Source organism: Butyrivibrio sp. TB, from assembly GCF_900110805.1.
Classification (GTDB): Bacteria; Bacillota; Clostridia; order Lachnospirales; family Lachnospiraceae; genus Butyrivibrio; species Butyrivibrio fibrisolvens_C.
In genome coordinates this window covers 116,280-135,873 of the sequence record NZ_FOER01000001.1, presented here as the reverse complement: position 1 = coordinate 135,873, position 19,594 = coordinate 116,280, and the positions used below count along the sequence as shown (strand labels likewise).

General features: G+C 40.9%; 16 protein-coding genes and 1 tRNA gene. 3 read left to right on the top strand and 14 right to left on the bottom strand.

What is annotated here, in order from left to right; all coding sequences use genetic code 11:
* Positions 1 to 52: 52 nt before the first annotated feature.
* The 6 genes from rnc to pta form a co-directional block, all read right to left on the bottom strand.
* A complete protein-coding gene (rnc, locus tag BMX21_RS00630) occupies positions 53 to 748 on the bottom strand; it encodes a ribonuclease III (protein ID WP_022754451.1) in 696 nt (231 codons plus the stop codon).
* Positions 749 to 808: 60 nt separating this feature from the next.
* Positions 809 to 1,042 (bottom strand): acyl carrier protein, encoded by a 234-nt coding sequence (acpP, locus tag BMX21_RS00625; protein WP_027204034.1) that lies wholly within the window; start codon positions 1,040 to 1,042, stop codon positions 809 to 811.
* Between the two features lie 91 nt (positions 1,043 to 1,133).
* Positions 1,134 to 2,147, bottom strand: a complete 1,014-nt coding sequence (gene plsX / locus BMX21_RS00620; RefSeq protein WP_022754452.1) for a phosphate acyltransferase PlsX — start codon at positions 2,145 to 2,147, stop codon at positions 1,134 to 1,136.
* Between the two features lie 224 nt (positions 2,148 to 2,371).
* Complete coding sequence (rpmF, locus tag BMX21_RS00615; protein ID WP_022754453.1) at positions 2,372 to 2,554, bottom strand: 50S ribosomal protein L32; 183 nt, start codon at positions 2,552 to 2,554, stop codon at positions 2,372 to 2,374.
* A 211-nt stretch (positions 2,555 to 2,765) separates the two neighbouring features.
* Positions 2,766 to 3,956, bottom strand: a complete 1,191-nt coding sequence (locus tag BMX21_RS00610) for an acetate/propionate family kinase (protein WP_027204036.1) — start codon at positions 3,954 to 3,956, stop codon at positions 2,766 to 2,768.
* A gap of 15 nt (positions 3,957 to 3,971) precedes the next feature.
* On the bottom strand, positions 3,972 to 4,976 hold the full coding sequence (gene pta / locus BMX21_RS00605) for a phosphate acetyltransferase (protein ID WP_022754455.1): 1,005 nt from the start codon (positions 4,974 to 4,976) through the stop codon (positions 3,972 to 3,974).
* Between the two features lie 422 nt (positions 4,977 to 5,398).
* Between pta and BMX21_RS00600 the strand changes: the two genes are divergently transcribed.
* Positions 5,399 to 6,616, top strand: coding sequence for a nucleotidyltransferase (locus BMX21_RS00600; RefSeq protein ID WP_177173874.1), 1,218 nt, complete (start codon positions 5,399 to 5,401; stop codon positions 6,614 to 6,616).
* A 130-nt stretch (positions 6,617 to 6,746) separates the two neighbouring features.
* Here the strand turns inward: BMX21_RS00600 and BMX21_RS00595 are convergent, their stop codons facing one another.
* The 5 genes from BMX21_RS00595 to BMX21_RS00575 form a co-directional block, all read right to left on the bottom strand.
* Complete coding sequence (locus BMX21_RS00595; RefSeq protein ID WP_092040056.1) at positions 6,747 to 8,624, bottom strand: extracellular solute-binding protein; 1,878 nt, start codon at positions 8,622 to 8,624, stop codon at positions 6,747 to 6,749.
* Positions 8,625 to 8,689: 65 nt separating this feature from the next.
* Entirely contained in the window at positions 8,690 to 9,508 is an 819-nt protein-coding gene (locus BMX21_RS00590; protein WP_022754662.1) for an ABC transporter permease, read from the bottom strand.
* A complete protein-coding gene (locus BMX21_RS00585; protein ID WP_420314777.1) occupies positions 9,501 to 10,520 on the bottom strand; it encodes an ABC transporter ATP-binding protein in 1,020 nt (339 codons plus the stop codon). Before BMX21_RS00585 ends, BMX21_RS00590 begins: the two co-directional genes overlap by 8 nt.
* 260 nt (positions 10,521 to 10,780) lie before the next feature.
* Positions 10,781 to 11,677, bottom strand: coding sequence for a LicD family protein (locus BMX21_RS00580; RefSeq protein WP_177173873.1), 897 nt, complete (start codon positions 11,675 to 11,677; stop codon positions 10,781 to 10,783).
* A gap of 93 nt (positions 11,678 to 11,770) precedes the next feature.
* The gene (locus BMX21_RS00575) at positions 11,771 to 13,000 is read right to left on the bottom strand and encodes a lipopolysaccharide biosynthesis protein (RefSeq protein ID WP_143057186.1); all 1,230 of its coding nucleotides are present in this window, start codon (positions 12,998 to 13,000) and stop codon (positions 11,771 to 11,773) included.
* A gap of 488 nt (positions 13,001 to 13,488) precedes the next feature.
* Between BMX21_RS00575 and BMX21_RS00565 the strand changes: the two genes are divergently transcribed.
* Positions 13,489 to 15,600: a cyclic nucleotide-binding domain-containing protein gene (locus BMX21_RS00565; protein WP_092040039.1), complete on the top strand. Its 2,112-nt coding sequence runs from the start codon at positions 13,489 to 13,491 to the stop codon at positions 15,598 to 15,600.
* 224 nt (positions 15,601 to 15,824) lie between these two features.
* Positions 15,825 to 16,292 carry a large conductance mechanosensitive channel protein MscL gene (gene mscL, locus BMX21_RS00560; protein WP_022754657.1) on the top strand — a complete coding sequence of 156 codons (468 nt, stop codon included), beginning with the start codon at positions 15,825 to 15,827 and terminating at the stop codon, positions 16,290 to 16,292.
* 129 nt (positions 16,293 to 16,421) lie between these two features.
* On the opposite strand, the gene BMX21_RS00555 is transcribed toward mscL, so the two are convergent.
* From BMX21_RS00555 to BMX21_RS00545, 3 genes are all read right to left on the bottom strand, one after another.
* Positions 16,422 to 16,492: transfer RNA gene (locus BMX21_RS00555), tRNA-Gly, on the bottom strand.
* Positions 16,493 to 16,708: 216 nt separating this feature from the next.
* On the bottom strand, positions 16,709 to 18,076 hold the full coding sequence (locus BMX21_RS00550) for an NCS2 family permease (RefSeq protein WP_027204043.1): 1,368 nt from the start codon (positions 18,074 to 18,076) through the stop codon (positions 16,709 to 16,711).
* A gap of 277 nt (positions 18,077 to 18,353) precedes the next feature.
* Positions 18,354 to 19,553, bottom strand: a complete 1,200-nt coding sequence (locus BMX21_RS00545) for an FprA family A-type flavoprotein (RefSeq protein ID WP_092040036.1) — start codon at positions 19,551 to 19,553, stop codon at positions 18,354 to 18,356.
* Between the last annotated feature and the right edge of the window lie 41 nt (positions 19,554 to 19,594).

Below are 19,594 nucleotides of genomic sequence, written 5' to 3'. Positions count from 1 at the left end.
TAAAGCAGGACTCATTGCTTAATGAACCTGCTTTGCAGTTCAGACTTACGCATCAGGCTTTATCCTTAATCTTAAGTACCGCCTGATAAGCAGCCTGCTGCTCTGCAGCTTTCTTGGTATGTCCCTCACCCTCTCCCAGAATTTCGCCGTTTATAAGAACGCGCGACTTAAATATTTTATCATGTTCCGGACCACTCTCCCCGCAGATCTCATAAGACAAAGTCTTGGTAGAGTCTTTCTGAACAAGTTCCTGAAGTACAGACTTAGCATCAACAAATATCTGTTTATTCTCAAGGTCATTGAGGATAAACTTGTCTATATGTTTCTTGGCATAATCAATACCGCCATCAATATAGATAGCTCCGATAACAGCTTCCATAACATCAGAGATTATTGAATCTCTATGCCTTCCACCTGTTGATTCTTCACCCTTGCCAAGGAGAATATACTTCTCAAGTTCAAAATCACGGGCGCAGAAAGCCAGTGCCTGCTCACATACCATAGAAGCACGCATTTTGGTCATCTGTCCTTCTTTTTTGTCCGGGTAATTGTTGTACAGATAAGTACTGGATACCATTTCAAGAACAGAATCGCCCAAAAATTCCAGTCTTTCGTAATCAGGCTGCTTATTAATCTTCTGCTCATTGGCATAAGATGAATGTGTAAGCGCCATACGAATCAGTGCTCTGTCCTTGAAATGATACCCGATCCGGTCTTCCAGTTCGGTAATATCATTTTCGCTATACATATTTTCCTCCAGGCCCATCCGGGCCGAGAGCCAAAACTGTCAGTATGACAGTTTTAACCCTTAATTGTTTTTGGCTTCTTTAATAAGTTCAACAGCCTCACCTACAGTAGAGATCTTCTCAACCTTCTCCTGCGGGATCTGAATCTTGAACTCTTCCTCGATTCCCATGATGATCTGGAATACGTCAAGTGAGTCAGCTCCAAGATCATCGATGAATGTTGTATCCTCTGTGATCTCATCTGCGTCTACGTTAAGAACATCTACTATAAGTGCTTTTAATTTCTCAAGTTCCATATCTCTATACTCCTTGTATAATAATTTATTTCAAATAATTTGGACAATCTCAAGTCTTTTTAATCTGATCAATATTATCCAAAAAGCCTCATCAGTCCTTGTTATTCAATGTCTCTTTTATCTTATCATCAACGTTGTGTGTTTTAAAGGTTACACACTGAAGAATTGAATTCTTGACTTCTACAGCCTTGGCACTTCCATGGGTCTTGACTACAAGTCCGTTAAGTCCCAGCATAGGTGCACCCCCGTACTGTTTGGCATCAAATGCTTTGAGATTAACAGTAAATTCCTTCTTGAGGAGAAGATATGCTATCTTAGTCCTTAAATTAGTAAGGAATGTGTTCTTGATAACTCTTCCCATGGTCTTGGCAACGCCTTCATACATCTTAAGAGCAATATTACCTGCAAAAGCCTCTGTTACGATGACGTCAGCAGGACCGGCAGGGATATCTCTGGCTTCGATGTTGCCTATGAAGTTGATATCGGGACAGTTCTTAAGAAGCGGGAATGTCTCTTTAACAAGAGCATTACCTTTGTCCTCTTCTGCTCCTATAGACAGAAGCGCAACTGTAGGATTCCTCTTGCCAAGGATGTTCTCAGCGTATATGGATCCCATGATTGCAAACTGCAGGAGCTGATCAGGTCTTGCGTCCACATTGGCACCACAGTCGATAAGAAGGGATACACCCTTTTCTGTCGGGATCAAGGGAGCAAGAGGTGCTCTCTTAACGCCTTTGATACGCCCTACGATTGTCTGGCCACCAACAAGATTGGCACCTGTACTGCCCGCACTTACATATGCATCAGCCTCACCGTGCTTGACCATCTGCATAGCCTTCACAATAGAAGAATCGGGCTTCTGTCTGATGGCCATTACAGGCGCTTCTGCCATCTCGATAATCTGAGTGGCATTAACTATTTCAAGTCTTTCTGTGTCATATCCGTTGTATTTGGAAAGTTCAGCCTTAATCTTGTCTTCCTGTCCTACAAGAAAGACCTTAACATTACTATCTTCATTAATAGCTTCAACTACACCCTTTACTATCTCTGCAGGTGCGTTGTCTCCTCCCATAGCATCAACGGCAACTTTAATAAGATCAGCCATTTAGCTCCTCCATATATCATAATGATTAGTACATGCATATAAACTGCATAGATGCCTTCCTGCATCCATCAGTCCATATCTTTCTTAAATAAAGAAAACTGCGATATCCTATTACAGAGATCGCATTCTTTTCATAAAAGCACTATTACAAGTTTACCCGACAAATGGGCAAAAATCAAGGCTTCCCGATAAATCGGAAAGCCTTAATGAACAACCGTTTTTAATTAGTCGTTAACAGCTACAACGCTCTTGTTCTCATAGTAACCGCAAGCCTTGCAAACCTGGTGAGGCTGCATAAGAGCTCCGCAGTGGCTGCACTTTACAAGAGTCGGTGCGCTCATCTTCCAATTTGCTCTTCTCTGATCACGATGACCTTTAGAAGACTTATTCTTAGGGCAGATAGACATTCGTAACACCTCCTTACGCTGGTCGTATTCGATTACCAGCCGTAAGCCAAGCTGAGCCGGTAATAATATTACTCATTTATTGTGTGTAACTTTGTCACACGCTTAATTATTATACCTATATGGTACCCATTTGTCAATACCCAAATAAAATCAGTTATATTTAAGGCTTTCAAGCTGTTATATACGTATTCCTTGGGTATACCACAAATCTTTATTTAAGAAGTTCGTAAGTATCTCTCGCAATAGCAAGCTCCTCATTTGTAGGAACTACATATACTCTAACCTTGCTATCTTCTGTAGATACAAGCTTCTCTTCGCCTCTTACCTTGTTAGCTTCGTCGTTACACTTAACTCCAAGGAATCCAAGACGATCAATTATAAGCTTTCTTACAAAGCCTGAATTCTCACCTACACCTGCTGTGAATGCGATGCAGTCTACACCGTTCATAGCTGCTGTGTAAGCTCCGATATATTTAAGAACCTGATAGCAGAAGCAATCTACTGCTCTGATAGCGTTCTTGTCACCCTTGATATAAGCATCCTCAAGATCACGGAAATCTGAGCTTATGCCTTCGGAGAGTCCGTATACACCTGATTCTTTGTTAAGAATCTTCATAACACCTGCTGTATCAAGATTCATCTTTTTCTCAAGAGTCTCTATAACAGAAGGATCGATAGAACCGCATCTTGTACCCATGATAAGTCCTTCAAGAGGAGTAAGTCCCATTGAAGTATCTACGCACTTGCCGTTCTTAACAGCTGATACTGATGCTCCGTTACCAAGGTGGCATACGATTGTCTTAAGATCTTCATAAGGCTTTCCCTCGATCTCAGCTACTTTTTTGCTTACAAAAGAGTGAGATGTGCCGTGGAAGCCATAACGACGGATCTTATGATTCTTGTAGATGTCATATGGAAGACCGTAAAGGTATGCTTCCTCAGGCATTGTCTGATGGAAAGCTGTATCAAATACTGCAACCATAGGAGTTCCAGGCATAAGATCCTGACAAGCTCTGATACCGATAACGTTGGCAGGATTGTGAAGAGGTGCAAGATCAGATACTTCTTCAATAGCCTTAACAACATCTTCGCTAATCACAACTGACTTAGTGAACTTCTCACCGCCATGTACGATTCTGTGTCCTACAGCATCGATCTCATCAAGAGACTTAACTACACCGCTTTCTGTAAGAGCTTCAAGCACAAGGCTTACAGCTGTCTTGTGCTCAGGCATAGGAGTTACCTTAGTAACCTTGTCCTTACCTGTAGCAGTATAAGAGATCTGACTTCCCTCTATTCCGATTCTTTCGCAAAGGCCTTTAAAAAGAAGCTGTTCTGTCTCTGCGTCAATAAGCTGAAATTTAAGTGATGAACTACCGCAATTTATAACAAGAACTTTCATTCTAACATAGCCTCCTTATTCTGCATCCTGTGCCTGTACTGCTGTAAGAGCAACAACGCCTACGATATCTTCCCAGCTGCATCCACGTGAAAGATCGTTAACGGGGCGAGCGATACCCTGAAGCATAGGGCCGTAAGCATCAGCCTTAGCAAGTCTCTGAACGAGCTTGTAACCAATGTTACCACCATCAAGGTTAGGGAAAATAAGTACATTGGCATGACCCGCAACAGGTGATCCCGGAGCCTTGGAAGCTGCAACTTCAGGAACAATAGCAGCATCAAGCTGAAGTTCACCATCACATACAAGATCAGGATAATCTCTGTGAGCGATCTCAACAGCATTAACAACCTTGTCTACGAGTTCGTGCTTAGCAGAACCCTTTGTTGAGTGTGAAAGGAATGCAACCTTAGGCTCAGCCTCAACAAGCTGTCTGAATGACTTGGCAGAAGAATCAGCGATAACTGCAAGCTCTTCTGATGTAGGATCCTGATTAAGACCTGAATCTGCGAAAAGGAATGTTCCGTTCTCACCATACTCGCAATGAGGAACATCAACGATGAAGAAGCCTGATACCATCTTAACTCCGGGAGCTGTCTTCAGGATCTGAAGTGCAGGACGAAGTGTATCAGCAGTTGAATGGCAGGCACCTGATACAAGGCCATCAGCGTATCCGGCCTTAACCATCATAACACCATAATATGTTCTGCTTGAAAGAAGTGTCTCTCTAGCCTTCTCAGGTGTCATACCCTTGTTCTTACGAAGTTCATAGAACATATTAACAAGCTCTTCTGTTCTGTCATCTGTGTCGGGATCTACGAAAATTGCATCTGTAACATCTGCACGTACAGACTTAGCAAGTTCTAATACAGTATCTTTATTGCCAAGAAGGATTATATCTGCATATCCATGTAAGAGAATATCTTCCGCAGCAAGAAGTGTTCTTGTATCCTCTGTCTCGGGAAGAATAATAGTTTTTTTGTTGGCTTTTGCTTTAGCCTTGATTTTGTCGATATAAGACATGTCACTCTCCTTTGTGGTATATTAATATACAATTATTGGTTGTAGAGTTCTTGTATCTCTGCCTCAATTTTCATAGATCACGCCACATATATTTACTATCGGGAATAATAAAAAAACATCTTAATAGGAAATCATTATTTTCAAACCGGTGAAAACGATTTCCCGTTTTGCGTGAATCCATAACAATGTAAGCAGTTACACAAAAGCTACCAATACAATAATAACAGAGATTAATTTTAGTTCAAGAAAAGATATTTTTTTAACATGAAAGATAATTTTTTAACAAAGATTTCCCAAGATTTTTAGTACTATTTCCCAAACAGAATTATAAAGCTATTTATAAAGACGTTTACTATCACTAAAGCTCCTTTTCTAAAACAAAAGACGTAAAAAATACAAATCATTTGAACACAGGAGATACTTTGAAGACAATCGGAATCGTATGTGAACTTAATCCGCTCCACAGCGGGCACAAATATCTGCTAGATATGGCAAGAAAGCGCTTTAACGCAGACTACATCATACTAGTCATGAGCGGCGACTACACCCAGCGCGGCGTCCCTTCTATCGTATCCAAGGAAGTCAGGACCCAAATGGCACTTATGGCAGGAGCAGATGCTGTATTCGAACTCCCAGTCCAGTATGCTACTGCAAGTGCCGAATATTTCGCATCAGGAGCTATTTCACTTCTTAATTCACTTGGATGCGTGGATCATATCCTCTTTGGAACAGAAAACGGAGATATAGAAGAAATCCAAAAGATTGCTTCTATCCTTAATGATGAACCTGATGAATATAAAAAAGAGCTTCAAAAAGGGCTAAAAAGAGGTCTCAACTTCGCAAGTGCCAGAGACGCTGCCCTAAAAAAGCTCATCACAATAGGTAACAGCACCACACTTATAGGTTCCAATAACATACTCGGAATCGAATATTGCCGCGCCCTTATGGAATCCAAGAGCAGTATCACCCCTCTCACTATCCAAAGAGAAGGTGCAGATTATAACAGCGACGACCTCACCGGCGCCTATGCAAGCGCAAGCGCAATACGAAAGCTCCTTGAAACTACTTATCCGGACGATACCTATAGATCAATTCTTAAAGATTATATCCCGGAAGATGTACTGACTCTTCTCTTAAGTCAAAAAGCCTACAACCGCCTTGACAACTACTCGGACTACCTTCATTACAAGCTCCTTAGCGAGCGCAGCGAAGGCTTTACCTCTTATGCAGACATACATAGAGACCTGTCAGACAAGATCATAAAGTTCCTGCCAAAATATACCACCATATCCGAATTCACAGACCTTCTAAAGTCCAAAGACCTGACCTACACAAGAATACAAAGAAGCCTGCTTCACATATTACTTGGAATAAAACAAGGCACCTTGGACAGCCTGAAACAAGAAAAATATCCCGTCTACTTAAGACTCCTAGGCTTTAGAAAAAAGTCCTCTCCTCTCCTTGCAGTTATCAGGGAGAGCTCAAGCACCCCCGTCATCAGCAGAATGTCAGACGCATTCAAAATTGAAGACGAACAGCAAAAGAGATTATTAGACCAAGATGTCCTGGCTTCCGACATCTACCACCTGATAATCCCCGACTCAAAAAATGAATACCAAAAGCCCGTCACAATCCTATAACCCAATCTTGTAACAAATTTACATCAAATAAAGCAAGAGAAAGACGCAAATCGCGAATTTTCTCTTGCTTTATTAGATCCACACCACGACAACTTATAATTCATGGCTTTGACAAATTAAATACCCCGCCTTAATCCGCAGCCTTGATCTTCTTCCAAAGTTCGTTGTATAGCGCGTCAGCGTCCTGACCCAGATATGTGTACACTTCGCATCTTGAAAGCGTATCTTCATCAGGGAAAGCCACTGTAGAATTCCTGATAGTCTCATCTTCTATCAGTTCCTGCGCCTTAAGATTAGGAGTTGTATATGTTACGTACTCAAAATTCATAAGAGCGATATCTTCTCTGCACATGAAATCAATCCACTTAAGCGCATTCTCAGTATGCTTGGCATCTCTTGTGATGCACCAGCCATCAAGCCATACATTAGACCCTTCTTCCGGAACCACATACTCAAGATCTGTATTCTCTCGCTGTGTATACAGAGCTTCACCGGAATAGATAACACCAAGAGCAGCTTCGCCGCCTATCATCTTATCTCTTACCTGATCGATAACATAAGCCTGAACCAAAGGTTTCTGCGCTACAAGATCATCTGCTGCCTGCTCAAGTTCTGCCTTATCAGTAGAGTTGATAGAATATCCGTTCCTTGCAAGCGATACCATGAAAGCATCTCTTACAGAATCCTGCATAAGGATCTGACCTGCGTACTTCTCATCCCACAGGATATCCCAGCTTGTAACAGGCTCATCTACAAGAGTCTTATTATAGAGAATACCAACAGTTCCGCAGAAGTTAGGAACTGCGTATCTGTTGCCTTCATCAAAAGATGCTGCAGATTCAAGATAGTTTGGATCTATATTGGCTGAGGCATAGGGAAGTTCTTCCCAGTCAAGCTCTTTAAGCATTCCTTCCTGAATCATACGAGATATCATATAATCTGACGGACATATAACATCATATGCAGAGTTATCAGATGCTATCTTGGCATACATGATTTCATTGGATTCAAACTCATCATATATAACCTTGATACCAGTCTCTTCTTCGAACATAGTGATAACTTCAGGGTCGATATATTCTCCCCAGTTATAAACATAGACCTGATTATCTTCTGTCTTGAATACTCCGCCAAATGTTATACCTACTACTGCTATCGCAGCGCAGGCACCTGCAAGGATCAGGATAGTCTTCTTATCAAGCTTCTTCCTGCTTGCATATGATACATCTTTCTTAGTAGTAGCCAGGTTCCTTGCTTTTATCTGCCTGGAGCTGACCATAAGAACGATAACGATTATGAATATGATCGCGGACAGCGCATATATCTCAGGCTGGATACCCCTTTTTACTTCACTGTATATCTTGGTTGAAAGAGTATCAAAACCCGAACCCTTAGTAAAATATGTAATGATAAAGTCATCCAAAGACATAGTGAAGGCCATCATAGCACCGGCTATCACTGCAGGCATCAGGTCTGGAAGAACAGTTTTTCTAAAAGCAAAAAACGGCTGTGCTCCAAGATCAAGCGCCGCTTCATAGACACTTGGATTGATAGTCTTCATTCTAGGCATAACGCTCAACATTACGTATGGAATATTAAAAGTAATATGAGCGATAAGAACTGTGATAAATCCTGCATTAAAATGAAGAAATCTAAAAAGGAGCATCAGTGAGATACCTGTAACGATATCCGCATTGATCATAGGGATATTAGTAATACCCATGATAACTGACCTGGACTTTTTGTGAAGTCCCATCATTGCAACACAGGTAGCCGTACCGATAACAGTAGCAACAAGAGTTGATATAAGGGCTATTATAAGCGTATTGGCAAAAGCATTGATGATAGCTGAATCAGAAGCAAGATTAAGATACCAGTCAAAGGTAAATCCGCCCCATTTCGCCCTAGATTTACTTGAATTAAATGAAAGGATTATCATTGTAACAATGGGCAGGTACATAAAAACAAGGATGATGCCCATGTATATTTTTTCTATAGTTTTTTTCATCTTCAAACTTATCCTTCATGCCGGGCAGCCCGGCACCTTCAATATAATGGCACTAAGGAATCTTCTTAGTTATAGGATGACTTGTCAGTCATCATGGTTATCACCATGTTAACTATGATGAACAGCATAAGTACAAGTGAAAGACCCGCGCCCATGTTCCAGTCATAGCTTAGTGTGAACTCCTGCTCTATTACATTGCCTATAAGGAGGATCTTGGATCCGCCGAGCATAGTACTTATGGCAAAAGTTGTAAGAGCCGGTATGAATACCATCGTGATTCCGGACAGGATACCCGGAATTGTAAGTGGCAAAGTTATCTTGAAGAAAGTCTGAACAGCATTGGCTCCAAGATCTCTTGCTGCATTGATAACACTATCATCTATCCTTGCAAGTGAATTGTACAAAGGCAGTATCATAAAGGGAAGGAAGTTATATACCATACCGATAACGATAGCTGATGATGTGTTTATGATATTGATATTCGGAAGTCCAACAAGGCTCAAAAGGCCGTTGATAACGCCCTTATTCTCAAGAAGGGTCATCCATGCCATAGTCCTAAGCAGGAAGTTCATCCACATAGGAAGGATGAACAGAGTCGTTATGATTCCCTGTGAACTTATCTTGTTCCTTGCAAGTATCATGGCAAGAGGATATGCCAGAAGGAAACATATGATCGTACTTATAAACGCAAGTACAAGAGCAAGACCCAGAGATTTAAGATTCTCTGCCCTTCCTATTGCTGCGACATTAGCAAATGTAAATGCACCCGACTCGTCTGTCAGACCATAAAAGAATATCATTGCAAGAGGGACCACAATAAAGATCACTGCCCATGCAATGTATGGAGAAGAAAGAAGACGAGATGTCTGTTTGTTATTAAACATCTATTTCAATAGCCTCCTCATCCTCTGAAGCAGGAACATTCATAACCTGTATGTTAAAAGGATCTACCGTTATATCTACTTCATCACCAACCTGAGCCATACGTGTAGAGTGAACAAGCCATTCAAATCCGCCTGCTTCTACTTCCATCTCATAGTGAACACCCTTGAATATGACATGTGTTACTACTCCCGGAAGGATACCGCTACCTCTTTTTACAAGCTCTACGTCTTCAGGTCTTATAACTACATCTACAGGAGCGTTAGTACCAAATCCTGTATCAACGCAAGGGAAGTTGGCCCCAAGGATCCTTACAAGCTTGTCCTGAACCATGGTTGCATGGATGATGTTACTATCACCTATAAAGTCAGCAACAAAGGCATTCTCCGGCTCGTTGTAGATTTTCTCAGGAGAGCCTTCCTGCTGGATATATCCCTGATTCATAACTACGATATGATCAGACATGGTAAGAGCCTCTTCCTGATCATGAGTTACGTATATGAAAGTGATCCCGAGCTCATTTTTAAGTCTTATAAGCTCGTATTGCATGTCCTGTCTGAGTTTTAAATCAAGAGCGCCCAAAGGCTCATCAAGGAGAAGCACCTTAGGCTCATTAACAATAGCTCTTGCTATAGCGATCCTCTGCTGCTGACCACCGGAAAGTGATTCCGGCATACGATGCTCATAGCCCTCAAGATTTACAAGTTTAAGAGCATACTTGATCTTATCCTTGATATAAGCATCCGTCTTATTCTTGATCTTAAGACCAAAAGCAATGTTCTGGGCGATGTCCATATGTGTAAAAAGGGCATACTTCTGAAAGACAGTATTGAGCTGTCTTTTATTAGGTGCAAGATTAGTTATATCCTGACCGTCAAAAATAACGCGGCCCTGATCAGGACTTTCAAAACCGCCTATAATACGCAGTGTTGTAGTCTTACCACATCCTGAAGGTCCCAATATAGTAACAAATGAATTCTCATGAATACTGAGATTAAGATCATCCAGAATCATATTTCCATCATATGATTTAGATATATGTTCAAGTCTTATAAGTTCCTTGGCCAATTCTACTCCTCCGGCTATACAAATATTAAAAACGAAGTCTTCTCAAAACAGCTGCATAAGCCAAATACCGCCTGCACAGACAGATAGAGAAAACTCTGCGTCTATCCCAAATTAAAGCATGTATATCTTAGCATAAATCCAGCATAAATATACACCAGATTACATAATAACTCATATATTATAAATTTCAAGCAATTTATTTTTACTCAGCCCTGTGAGATTCTCACCACATGCTGAGGCTTTTGCTGATCCTTTGGCGGAAGGCTTCGCCAATCGCCATATACCATAGTCAGCCATTCATCATAATATTTACTTGCAGGATACTGTTCTTTCCTTATAGTAAGCGTAAAGTCTTCTTCAAACCATTTCTTTGGAAAAAGAAGTCCCCAGTAATGCGGATGAGGCTGCTCGTTAGATATAAAATAAAAAGAATCGTCTGACCAAGTACTTGCAGGTACTTGGTTACCGTATTTCTTTTTATAAGATTTTGCGTTGTCTGGCCGCCTTTTATCTGCTTCCATAGCAATCTTATGGTAATGCCCTGCTATCTTCTTATAAGGTATGCACTTACCAATCCCAGACAAGATATATGCTACTACCTTCATAGGACCTTTAAACTTGTCATAATTGATATGCTTCCTATGTCCCATTGCAAGAGCATACAAGAGTTTGAGCCTTATAAGCTGCCACTTATGCCCCTTGCCCGCTTCATCAAGCACGAAGAAATCAAGCGTTGGATGAGAGAATCTCCCCTCATAGAAATCTTCATCACCATAAGATGTATGTTCATAGGTTACGGATGTATCTGCTATCTTACTGATAAAATCAAAAAACTGATCATAGCCGTCATCAGCGATAAACTTAAATCTTTTATCCGCCTCTTTGTCAAAAACAGCTTTGAGCTTCTCATACTCAGAACGTGGCATGATGATGTCTATGTCATCGTCCCAGGGGATAAAGTCCTGATGCCTTGCTGCGCCAAGAAGTGTCCCTCCGTGGAGATAATATTTGATATCATGAGCCTTGCAGATTCTGTTCACTTCATCAAGCATAGCTTTGTTAGATTCATGGATTTTTTCTATATATTTTAAACTATTTTCCATTACTGAATTTCTCAACCTCATATCGCGAGCAAACTGGCGATACCTGCTTGCTCGCGTCACCAATCCGGGTTCAAAACAGGGACACTTTCAAACTTATTTTTTTTCCTTCACAATATTGTCCTGACAGCTCTTATAGCATAGACCTATTGCAAAAACGTATCTGCATATATTTACGATCAGTATAGCTATGCAAAAGCCGGTAATCCCGTATATCCAGGCTGCCGGTATGCATAATGCCAAAAATACGATGCCGTAAGCTATATTGATAATAAGCTGATAATCAGCCTTGGCAAGTCTTAATAGTACTGTCGTGACTACGTTAGAAACAAAATATATGACCTGCGCTGCTCCTGCTATCAGGAAGTACCTGCTGACTGTCTCCAGCTCCTTTGTATACAATAGATATACTACTATATAGGACCCTGGGACACTTAAAAGCGAGAACAATATTATAATGCCCATAGTCATAATAAATAGCAGCCTGACATGCCTTCTAGAAAACTGTCCCTTGTATCTTGCAAGATAACCTATTATAACGCTGTTAAGAGGCGTAGTAATAAGCGTCATGGTCTTACCTACAAGCGATGCAATATAATATGTAGTCACTGCGCCGGCGCTTACAAGGTTCATAAGAAGGAGTCTATCGCCGTTGAAGATAATATTACTGATAAGATTAGTTATTATCAGCATCAGCATCGTATGAAGATTCTCTTTATAGTATATACTCTTATCAAAAAGATTATCTGAAAGGACACTTCCCTTTATCTTCACATACAATAGACCTAAGATCTCGCCGGGTATAAGGGCAAGAGGCCATATCCCAGTCACCCTCATGACCATAAGGCCCAGAAGATAACCTATACTTACAAGCGCATAATATAGAAAATATCCCTTATAATTAAGATATAATCTATACTCAACATCACTATAGAATCTAAGAACAGTCAGAAAACACAGCGTTCCAGCAAGAAGTGATGTAACAAGGTCCATACCTGCTTTGCCCAAAAAGGCAGCGCCAAAAGTCGCGACAGAGCCTGCAATTCCTAAGATGAATACTATGGTAAGATAATCACTTCCCTTAGTATCTCTGTCAGCAGATTCTGCCATCCTTGCATAATTGACAGCAGATCCTACAGCAACTCCAAATATGTTAACAAAAGACATAACATATACAATACTTCCGTATATATCATTGCCATATATTTTATTCCAAAAAGGATATACTATGAACTGGAGCACCAGATTCATAAGAAGTAGTGCCACAATACTAAGTATCGAATCCTTAAATATCCTCCTAACATCAAAAGAGCCTGAAGCCTTCATAAACTTGCATCCTATCATTTATAGACTACCTGATTTGGTGCCGGGGGATAATCGGAGGCTCTGGCAAGGTAGGCAGAATATAAATTATTTCCACGCATTAACTGTTTTATAAATTCATGGCATGATATCTGAAGCTTTTTATTCTGGGGTCCAAACTCGCTGCGCTCAGACATGTGGACCCCGGGCAGAATAAAAAGCTCCATCTATCACGCTCATGAATTTTTATAAAACAATTAAAAGCGTGTAAATAATTTATATTCTGCCTACCTTGCCAGAGCCTCCGATTATCCCCCGCCACCAAAGCAGGAAGTCTTTGTATTTATTTAAACACCGCTTCAAGAGCGACCATAATCAGTATATCATGCCGGTGCATCTATGGTATAATTATTACATCAATTGTTTTTGTACGTAATATCGATGCTGTCCCAAGCTATAGTAATATAAGACATATGCATCATCAATGATCATATTCTAATACGAGGTCCAGTATGCAGATAATCGAGCTCAAAAAGGGTCAGACTCTACACGCGCAAGGTTCTCCCGTCCAGACTATAGATATTATATCTAAAGGTGAGATCAATGTATTCAATGATGGAATAAGTATAGTCCTTAAAGGGGGTACTATCTGCGGTCTTCCGGAGACTCCGGGCGATAATTATATGTTTACTTATCAGGCGCAGACTGATGCCACCATCGCTTCATATCCTTTCACCCGTATAGAAGATCTTATAAGCGTGATCAAAGCTAATCCCAAGATCGCACCAATACTTGTGTCCAACGTATACAGATCTTATCAGATAGCTCTTGATGCCTGCCATAAACAGTTAGAAGAAGCGTCTGCCCTATACAAGGATCTAATGGCTGACTATGAGCAGTATCCTTCTCTTTGCACCATAACAGGCACCCAGTTAAAAGCGTATCCGGAAGTTCTGAATCAGTCGCCGCTTCCTGATATAAAGCTTGCGCCTAACTGGCGGATATCCTATATTAATGCCATCCTTGATAACGACGCTGCTCTTCGCAAAGCTTTCTATACTATAAATATAGATATAGACGTAGCTATGATACTGACCTGTGTACAGTACCTTAATTCACTGTGTCAATATTCTTTTGAAATACTCAGATATTCCAAGACTCTTCTAAAAGAAACTGCTGCATTCCGTTCTGCCTTTTCAACTATCAAGTCCAAAGCTGACCAGATCATGAACGGCGGTGAAGAAAGTCCTGATACAGTTCCTGAATTTAAAGATGTTCTTAATACTCTCCTTGCCTTTGGAAATGTAGATCCGGAGATTGGAGAAGCATTTGCAGACTCTGTACGCGCCTACGCTTCATCTACTGTAACAGATGCCTTCTCAGATGAATACAGGAAAGTTCGAAGGGACGTTGCAACTCATTTCTACAAGGTTTATAAAGCTGTATTTCTTGCAAGCCTGTCTGAATCGCTGGTTCCTGATGTTGTGCATATGTTCCTGATGTTCGGTTATTGTCACGAAGATCTGGTATCAGCCGAGCAGACAGCCACCTTATATCGCATCATGAAATCATATAGTCCTGATCCCGGCGGACATATCTTCACCATGCCAGAATGGCTGGAGATGATATACGAAGGCCAGGTCGTTCCATCAAGGAATGAATTCAATCTTGACTATCAGGGTTACCTTAATGAGCAGAAGTCTCAAGGTAATATCACTGAAGAAAAAATGAATGAACTTTTAGAAGATGCAGATGCCAAGCTTGACTTCGAGATTGGTAACCTTTTCATGCTTAGTAACCGTGTTACATTTGGAAGAGCCTCTGCCTTCGTTCCGGTATTTGATGAAGCCAACATTACCAAGCCTCTTCCGGATGCCTTCCTTAGAAGCGACCTTTTGCAAAGCCAGGTCGATGCGCTCAAATCCGATGACTATACCATCTTCTACCGAAATGTAATGTACTCTAATCCCTCGATTGGCCTAAATACTTTCACTTATGCCAAAGAGGTCATGCCCTATTTCATTCTTTTGCCAAACTGCGGATCCCGGATCTCCCTATGGCAGGAAATCGAAGGCAGAAAAAGAGATACACCGGCCAGATACTGCATCTCAATCTTCCATTCTTCAGAGCTTAGTGACACTCTCCTTCAAGGTTTTGCCGATTACAGATGGGAGATGTGCAAGACCATACAAGGCATACACTGGAATGATGTAACCGATCCGTCACTCACCTCTGAGTACTGTGACTATCTCCAGTTCTACAAGAAGAACCGAATGCTTACAGAAGATCAAAAAGAGAAACTATACGAACAGCTCAAGAAATATTCGAATCACTATAATCAAGTTTTCATGTCCGATTATATAACTTATATGAAATTCGAAAGAACAGGTTCTCTTAGACTTAACAAAATTGCAAGGCAGATACTTTTTGCCTATTGCCCTTTCTCCAAGGAATTAAGAGAAAAAATGACTTCAAGCCCGCAGTACGGGGACCTTGTCAAAACCTTCGATACCAAGAACGCAACTGCAATGCACACTCTTGAAAATGTTTTTACCAAGATAGAAAAAGGCGGATTCGAAGTACCTGATGAAGTCAAGGCACAAAAAGATTATCTTGAATTATAGGCATGATAGTGTTTCATTTTCAAGCCCAAATTGGTGAAGTAAGCTCCAATTATTTGAACCATTCGTCACTCGCTTTGCTCGCGACATCAGGTTAGATATGTGGTATACTTTTTGTAAAATTATTAATGTACTAATAAGCACTGATATGCATAAATAATCAATGCTTATTAAAACAAAATCTTATATTCAATATACTTTTTCACACATCTACAAAGGAGGCTACTATGGCAGAAGAAAAGAAAAAAGGGGTTGTTGCGGAGTTTCAAGAATTCATAATGCGTGGTAATGTTATGGACCTTGCAGTCGGTGTTATCATCGGTGGCGCATTCCAGAGCATTATCAATTCACTTGTAAATGACATCATCATGCCGGTTATAAGTGCTATCACAGGCGGAATTGACTTCAATAACTACTTCATATCACTTGATGGCAATGATTATGCTACTCTTGAAGCAGCCAAGGAAGCCGGCGGCGCTACTCTTAACTACGGTACATTCATCACTGTCGTTATCAACTTCCTGCTGATGGCTATCGTTATCTTCCTCCTTGTTCGCAGCATGAACAAGCTTCATGACAAGATCGGCAAGAAGAAGGAAGAAGCTCCAAAGCCTGTAAAGATCTGCCCTTACTGCAAATCAGAGATTAACAAGGATGCTACCAAGTGCCCTCACTGCACTTCTGATGTAGCATAACCCAATTACAAAAATAAGCTCTCATCCTGTAGGCAAGCTTTAAATTGTTCTACCGGATGGGAGCTTTTTTATACAATAGGTAATGTTTCTTTTGATATCTTTCCGCTTATCTAACCACGGCCCTAAATAAGCAGATGACGGGAATCGAACCCGCCTCCTCAGCTTGGGAAGCTGATATTCTACCGATGAACTACATCTGCAACGTATTTAATTCTAACATTGAATCGTTCAAGATGCAAGCGGATTTTCACACTTCTTGGCCCTTTTAACTCCTTTAAAAAACTTACCAAGTGTAATATAACGATCTTTTATCTCCAGATAAGTTTTAAGCAATAACACCTTACTAACCCCAAAATTCCTAATTATAAAAAGCAGGAAGCGCAGCATATCACTGCGCTTCCTGACTGGTTACATTATTATCTGAAGTTAGTTACAAGTGTTACGATCCTAAGAAGGAACAATGCAAAGATGATCCACATGATAGGTGATATGTCTTTAGCTTTTTTCTCAAATACCTTTACGATAACCCATGTAAGGATACCGAACATGATACCGTTAGCGATGGAATATGTAAGAGGCATGATAAGAAGTGCCATGTATGCGCCTGCGCTGTCAGCAATATCTCCGTCGAATTCAATCTTCTTGATAGAAGTTACCATGAGCATTCCAACATATACAAGAGCCGGAGCTGTTGCAAATGAAGGAATCGCAAGAAATACCGGTGATAAGAACATAGCAACCAGAAACATAACACCTGTTGTAAGTGCTGTAAGACCTGTACGACCGCCTGCTGCTACGCCGGCACTTGACTCTACGAAACTTGTAACTGTAGATGTACCAAGGCATGCACCAATTGTGGTGCCAAGAGCATCTGACATGAATACCTTACCAACTCTTGGAAGCTTGCCGTCCTTGTCAAGAAGTCCTGCCTTATCAGCTACACCTACTACTGTTCCAACTGTATCGAAGAGATCTACGAACAGGAAGCTGAAAGTAATAGCTATAAACTGAACCATGTGAGAAGCTACCCAAGGGAAGTTAAACTTAAAGGCAGTATTAGCAAGTCCCGAGAAGTTAACAAGACCATTTGAAAAATTTGGGAAAAGGCTCAGATTGTTCTCATCAACAACATACCAGCCTGTAGTCTGTGCGCACATTCCAAGGATCCATGTGACGATGATTCCGATAAGTACTGATCCTGGGATGTTAAGGCTTGTAAGTACTACGATGATAATAAATCCAACAAGTGACAGTACAACCTGAGGTGTAGAGAAGTCACCAAGATCTACAAGTGTAGCATCGCTGTTGATAACGATACCTGCGCCCTGAAGACCGATAAATGCTACAAAAAGACCGATACCTGCAGATATACCATTTTTAAGGTTCTGAGGTATACCGTTTATGATCTGCTCACGGAACTTAAATGCAGACAATGCGATGAATACAAGACCCTCTACAAGTACTGCTGTAAGGCAAACTGTAAACGCATTCTCTCCCATGTCTGCAAGTTCGCCAAGGCATACTGTATATGCAAAATATGCATTAAGTCCAAGGCCTGCAGAAAGTGCTATAGGATAGTTAGCGATGAACGCCATAAAAAAAGTTGCAAGCGCTGATGCAATCGCTGTTGCGATAAATACACCATTTGGATCCATTACAGTTCCAAGAATGGATGGATTTACAGCCAGAATATAGGCCATAGCAAGAAATGTTGTGAGACCTGCCAGTATCTCTGTTTTGACAGTTGTCCCATGCTCTTTGAGCTTGAATATTTTTTCAAGCATGAATATCTCCTCCCTTTTGTATGAGATTTATTCCTTAACTGATCACAAGTCAAAAGATATACCAGTAAGTTCTATTAAGGCTAAAATACTCGCCTTAGGAAGATGCCCGCATACCGAATTTTATTCCCATATAAGACCTATGTGAACGCCAAGGTTACTTAACCAATAATACTTTACCGCATGTTCAAACAAATTTCAATTTTATAATTTTTCATCATAAAAATAAGAGGAATCACTATTATGCAATTCCTCTTACCTATCTACTAATTAAAAATAATTAGGCCATATCCGCAATAGCCTTTGCAAAGTTCTTAACAGTATCAAGATCGCTTTCATGAAGCGCCGATGTTATAGTAAGTACATCCTCAAGGATCGTACAATCTTTTAACAGCGCAAGCTTATCAGACATATGTTTGGCAGCAACAGGTGCCCAGGTTCCGTTCTGTCCAAGAGCGAATTTCCTGTTCTTAAGGCCAAGTGCCACAAGATCTTCTATGAAGCTCTCCATAGGAAGGTACAATCCGCCATTATATGTCGGAGCCATAAGGACTATCTTGCCGCAGCGCCATGCTTCGCCTACAAGGAACGACTTGTCAGTCTTACTAACATCGAAGACTCTGACCTTCTGGCCGCTTATCTCATGAACAAGTCCTGCAAGAGTCTCAGCAGCGCTTGCTGTATGGCCATACATAGAGCCATATACTATAAGTATATCTTCTGTCTCCGGTATGCACTGGCTCCACTTGTCATATTTGTCGATGAACCATCCAAGGTCTTTTCTCCAGATAGGGCCATGCAGCGGACATATACGTTCTATAGAAAGACCCTGAGCCTTTTTAAGTACAGCCTGAACCTGAGCTCCGTACTTGCCTACAATATTGGCATAATAGCGCCTTGCATCATCAAGGAAATCTTTCTCAAAGTCATATTCATCTGCAAAGATTCCTGAATCAACGCTTCCAAAGGTTCCAAAAGCGTCCGCACTAAAAAGTGTTCCTGTCTTAGTATCAAATGCAAGAAGGACTTCCGGCCAGTGAACCATAGGCGCTGCTACAAAGCTAAAGCTGTGACTTCCTGTATCTAAAGTGTCGCCTTCCTTGACCGTAACTTTCTTGACATCATCAAGTTCCGGGAAGAACTGATGCAGGAACTTGAAAGTCTGAACGCCGCCCACCAGCTGAATATCAGGATACAGTGATACCACTCTTGATATCTGCGAGCAGTGATCCGGTTCCATATGAAGGATCACAAGGTAGTCGGGTTTTGCACCTGCAAGAGCTGCCTGAAGATTCTCAACATACTGATCGGCTATAGTCACATCAGCTGTATCAAAGATTATGGTCTTGTCATCCTTAACAACGTAGCTGTTATAGGACACTCCATCAGGAAGCGGAAAAAGATTTTCAAATAAAGCAAGGCGTCTGTCGCTTCCGCCAATCCAAAGTATATCATCTGTAACATTTTTGATATTGATCATATTAAACTTAGAACCTCCTTTATATGACAATCTTCTATTTT

What these genes read in the sequence shown, in the direction of transcription:
- rnc (WP_022754451.1), bottom strand. Translation starts at nt 748, where the DNA reads ATGTATAGCGAAAATGATATTACCGAACTGGAAGACCGGATCGGGTAT.
- acpP (WP_027204034.1), bottom strand. Translation starts at nt 1,042, where the DNA reads ATGGAACTTGAGAAATTAAAAGCACTTATAGTAGATGTTCTTAACGTA.
- plsX (WP_022754452.1), bottom strand. Translation starts at nt 2,147, where the DNA reads ATGGCTGATCTTATTAAAGTTGCCGTTGATGCTATGGGAGGAGACAAC.
- rpmF (WP_022754453.1), bottom strand. Translation starts at nt 2,554, where the DNA reads ATGTCTATCTGCCCTAAGAATAAGTCTTCTAAAGGTCATCGTGATCAG.
- BMX21_RS00610 (WP_027204036.1), bottom strand. Translation starts at nt 3,956, where the DNA reads ATGAAAGTTCTTGTTATAAATTGCGGTAGTTCATCACTTAAATTTCAG.
- pta (WP_022754455.1), bottom strand. Translation starts at nt 4,976, where the DNA reads ATGTCTTATATCGACAAAATCAAGGCTAAAGCAAAAGCCAACAAAAAA.
- BMX21_RS00595 (WP_092040056.1), bottom strand. Translation starts at nt 8,624, where the DNA reads ATGAAAAAAACTATAGAAAAAATATACATGGGCATCATCCTTGTTTTT.
- BMX21_RS00590 (WP_022754662.1), bottom strand. Translation starts at nt 9,508, where the DNA reads ATGTTTAATAACAAACAGACATCTCGTCTTCTTTCTTCTCCATACATT.
- BMX21_RS00585 (WP_420314777.1), bottom strand. Translation starts at nt 10,520, where the DNA reads ATGATTCTGGATGATCTTAATCTCAGTATTCATGAGAATTCATTTGTT.
- BMX21_RS00580 (WP_177173873.1), bottom strand. Translation starts at nt 11,677, where the DNA reads ATGGAAAATAGTTTAAAATATATAGAAAAAATCCATGAATCTAACAAA.
- BMX21_RS00575 (WP_143057186.1), bottom strand. Translation starts at nt 13,000, where the DNA reads ATGAAGGCTTCAGGCTCTTTTGATGTTAGGAGGATATTTAAGGATTCG.
- BMX21_RS00565 (WP_092040039.1), top strand. Translation starts at nt 13,489, where the DNA reads ATGCAGATAATCGAGCTCAAAAAGGGTCAGACTCTACACGCGCAAGGT.
- mscL (WP_022754657.1), top strand. Translation starts at nt 15,825, where the DNA reads ATGGCAGAAGAAAAGAAAAAAGGGGTTGTTGCGGAGTTTCAAGAATTC.
- BMX21_RS00550 (WP_027204043.1), bottom strand. Translation starts at nt 18,076, where the DNA reads ATGCTTGAAAAAATATTCAAGCTCAAAGAGCATGGGACAACTGTCAAA.
- BMX21_RS00545 (WP_092040036.1), bottom strand. Translation starts at nt 19,553, where the DNA reads ATGATCAATATCAAAAATGTTACAGATGATATACTTTGGATTGGCGGA.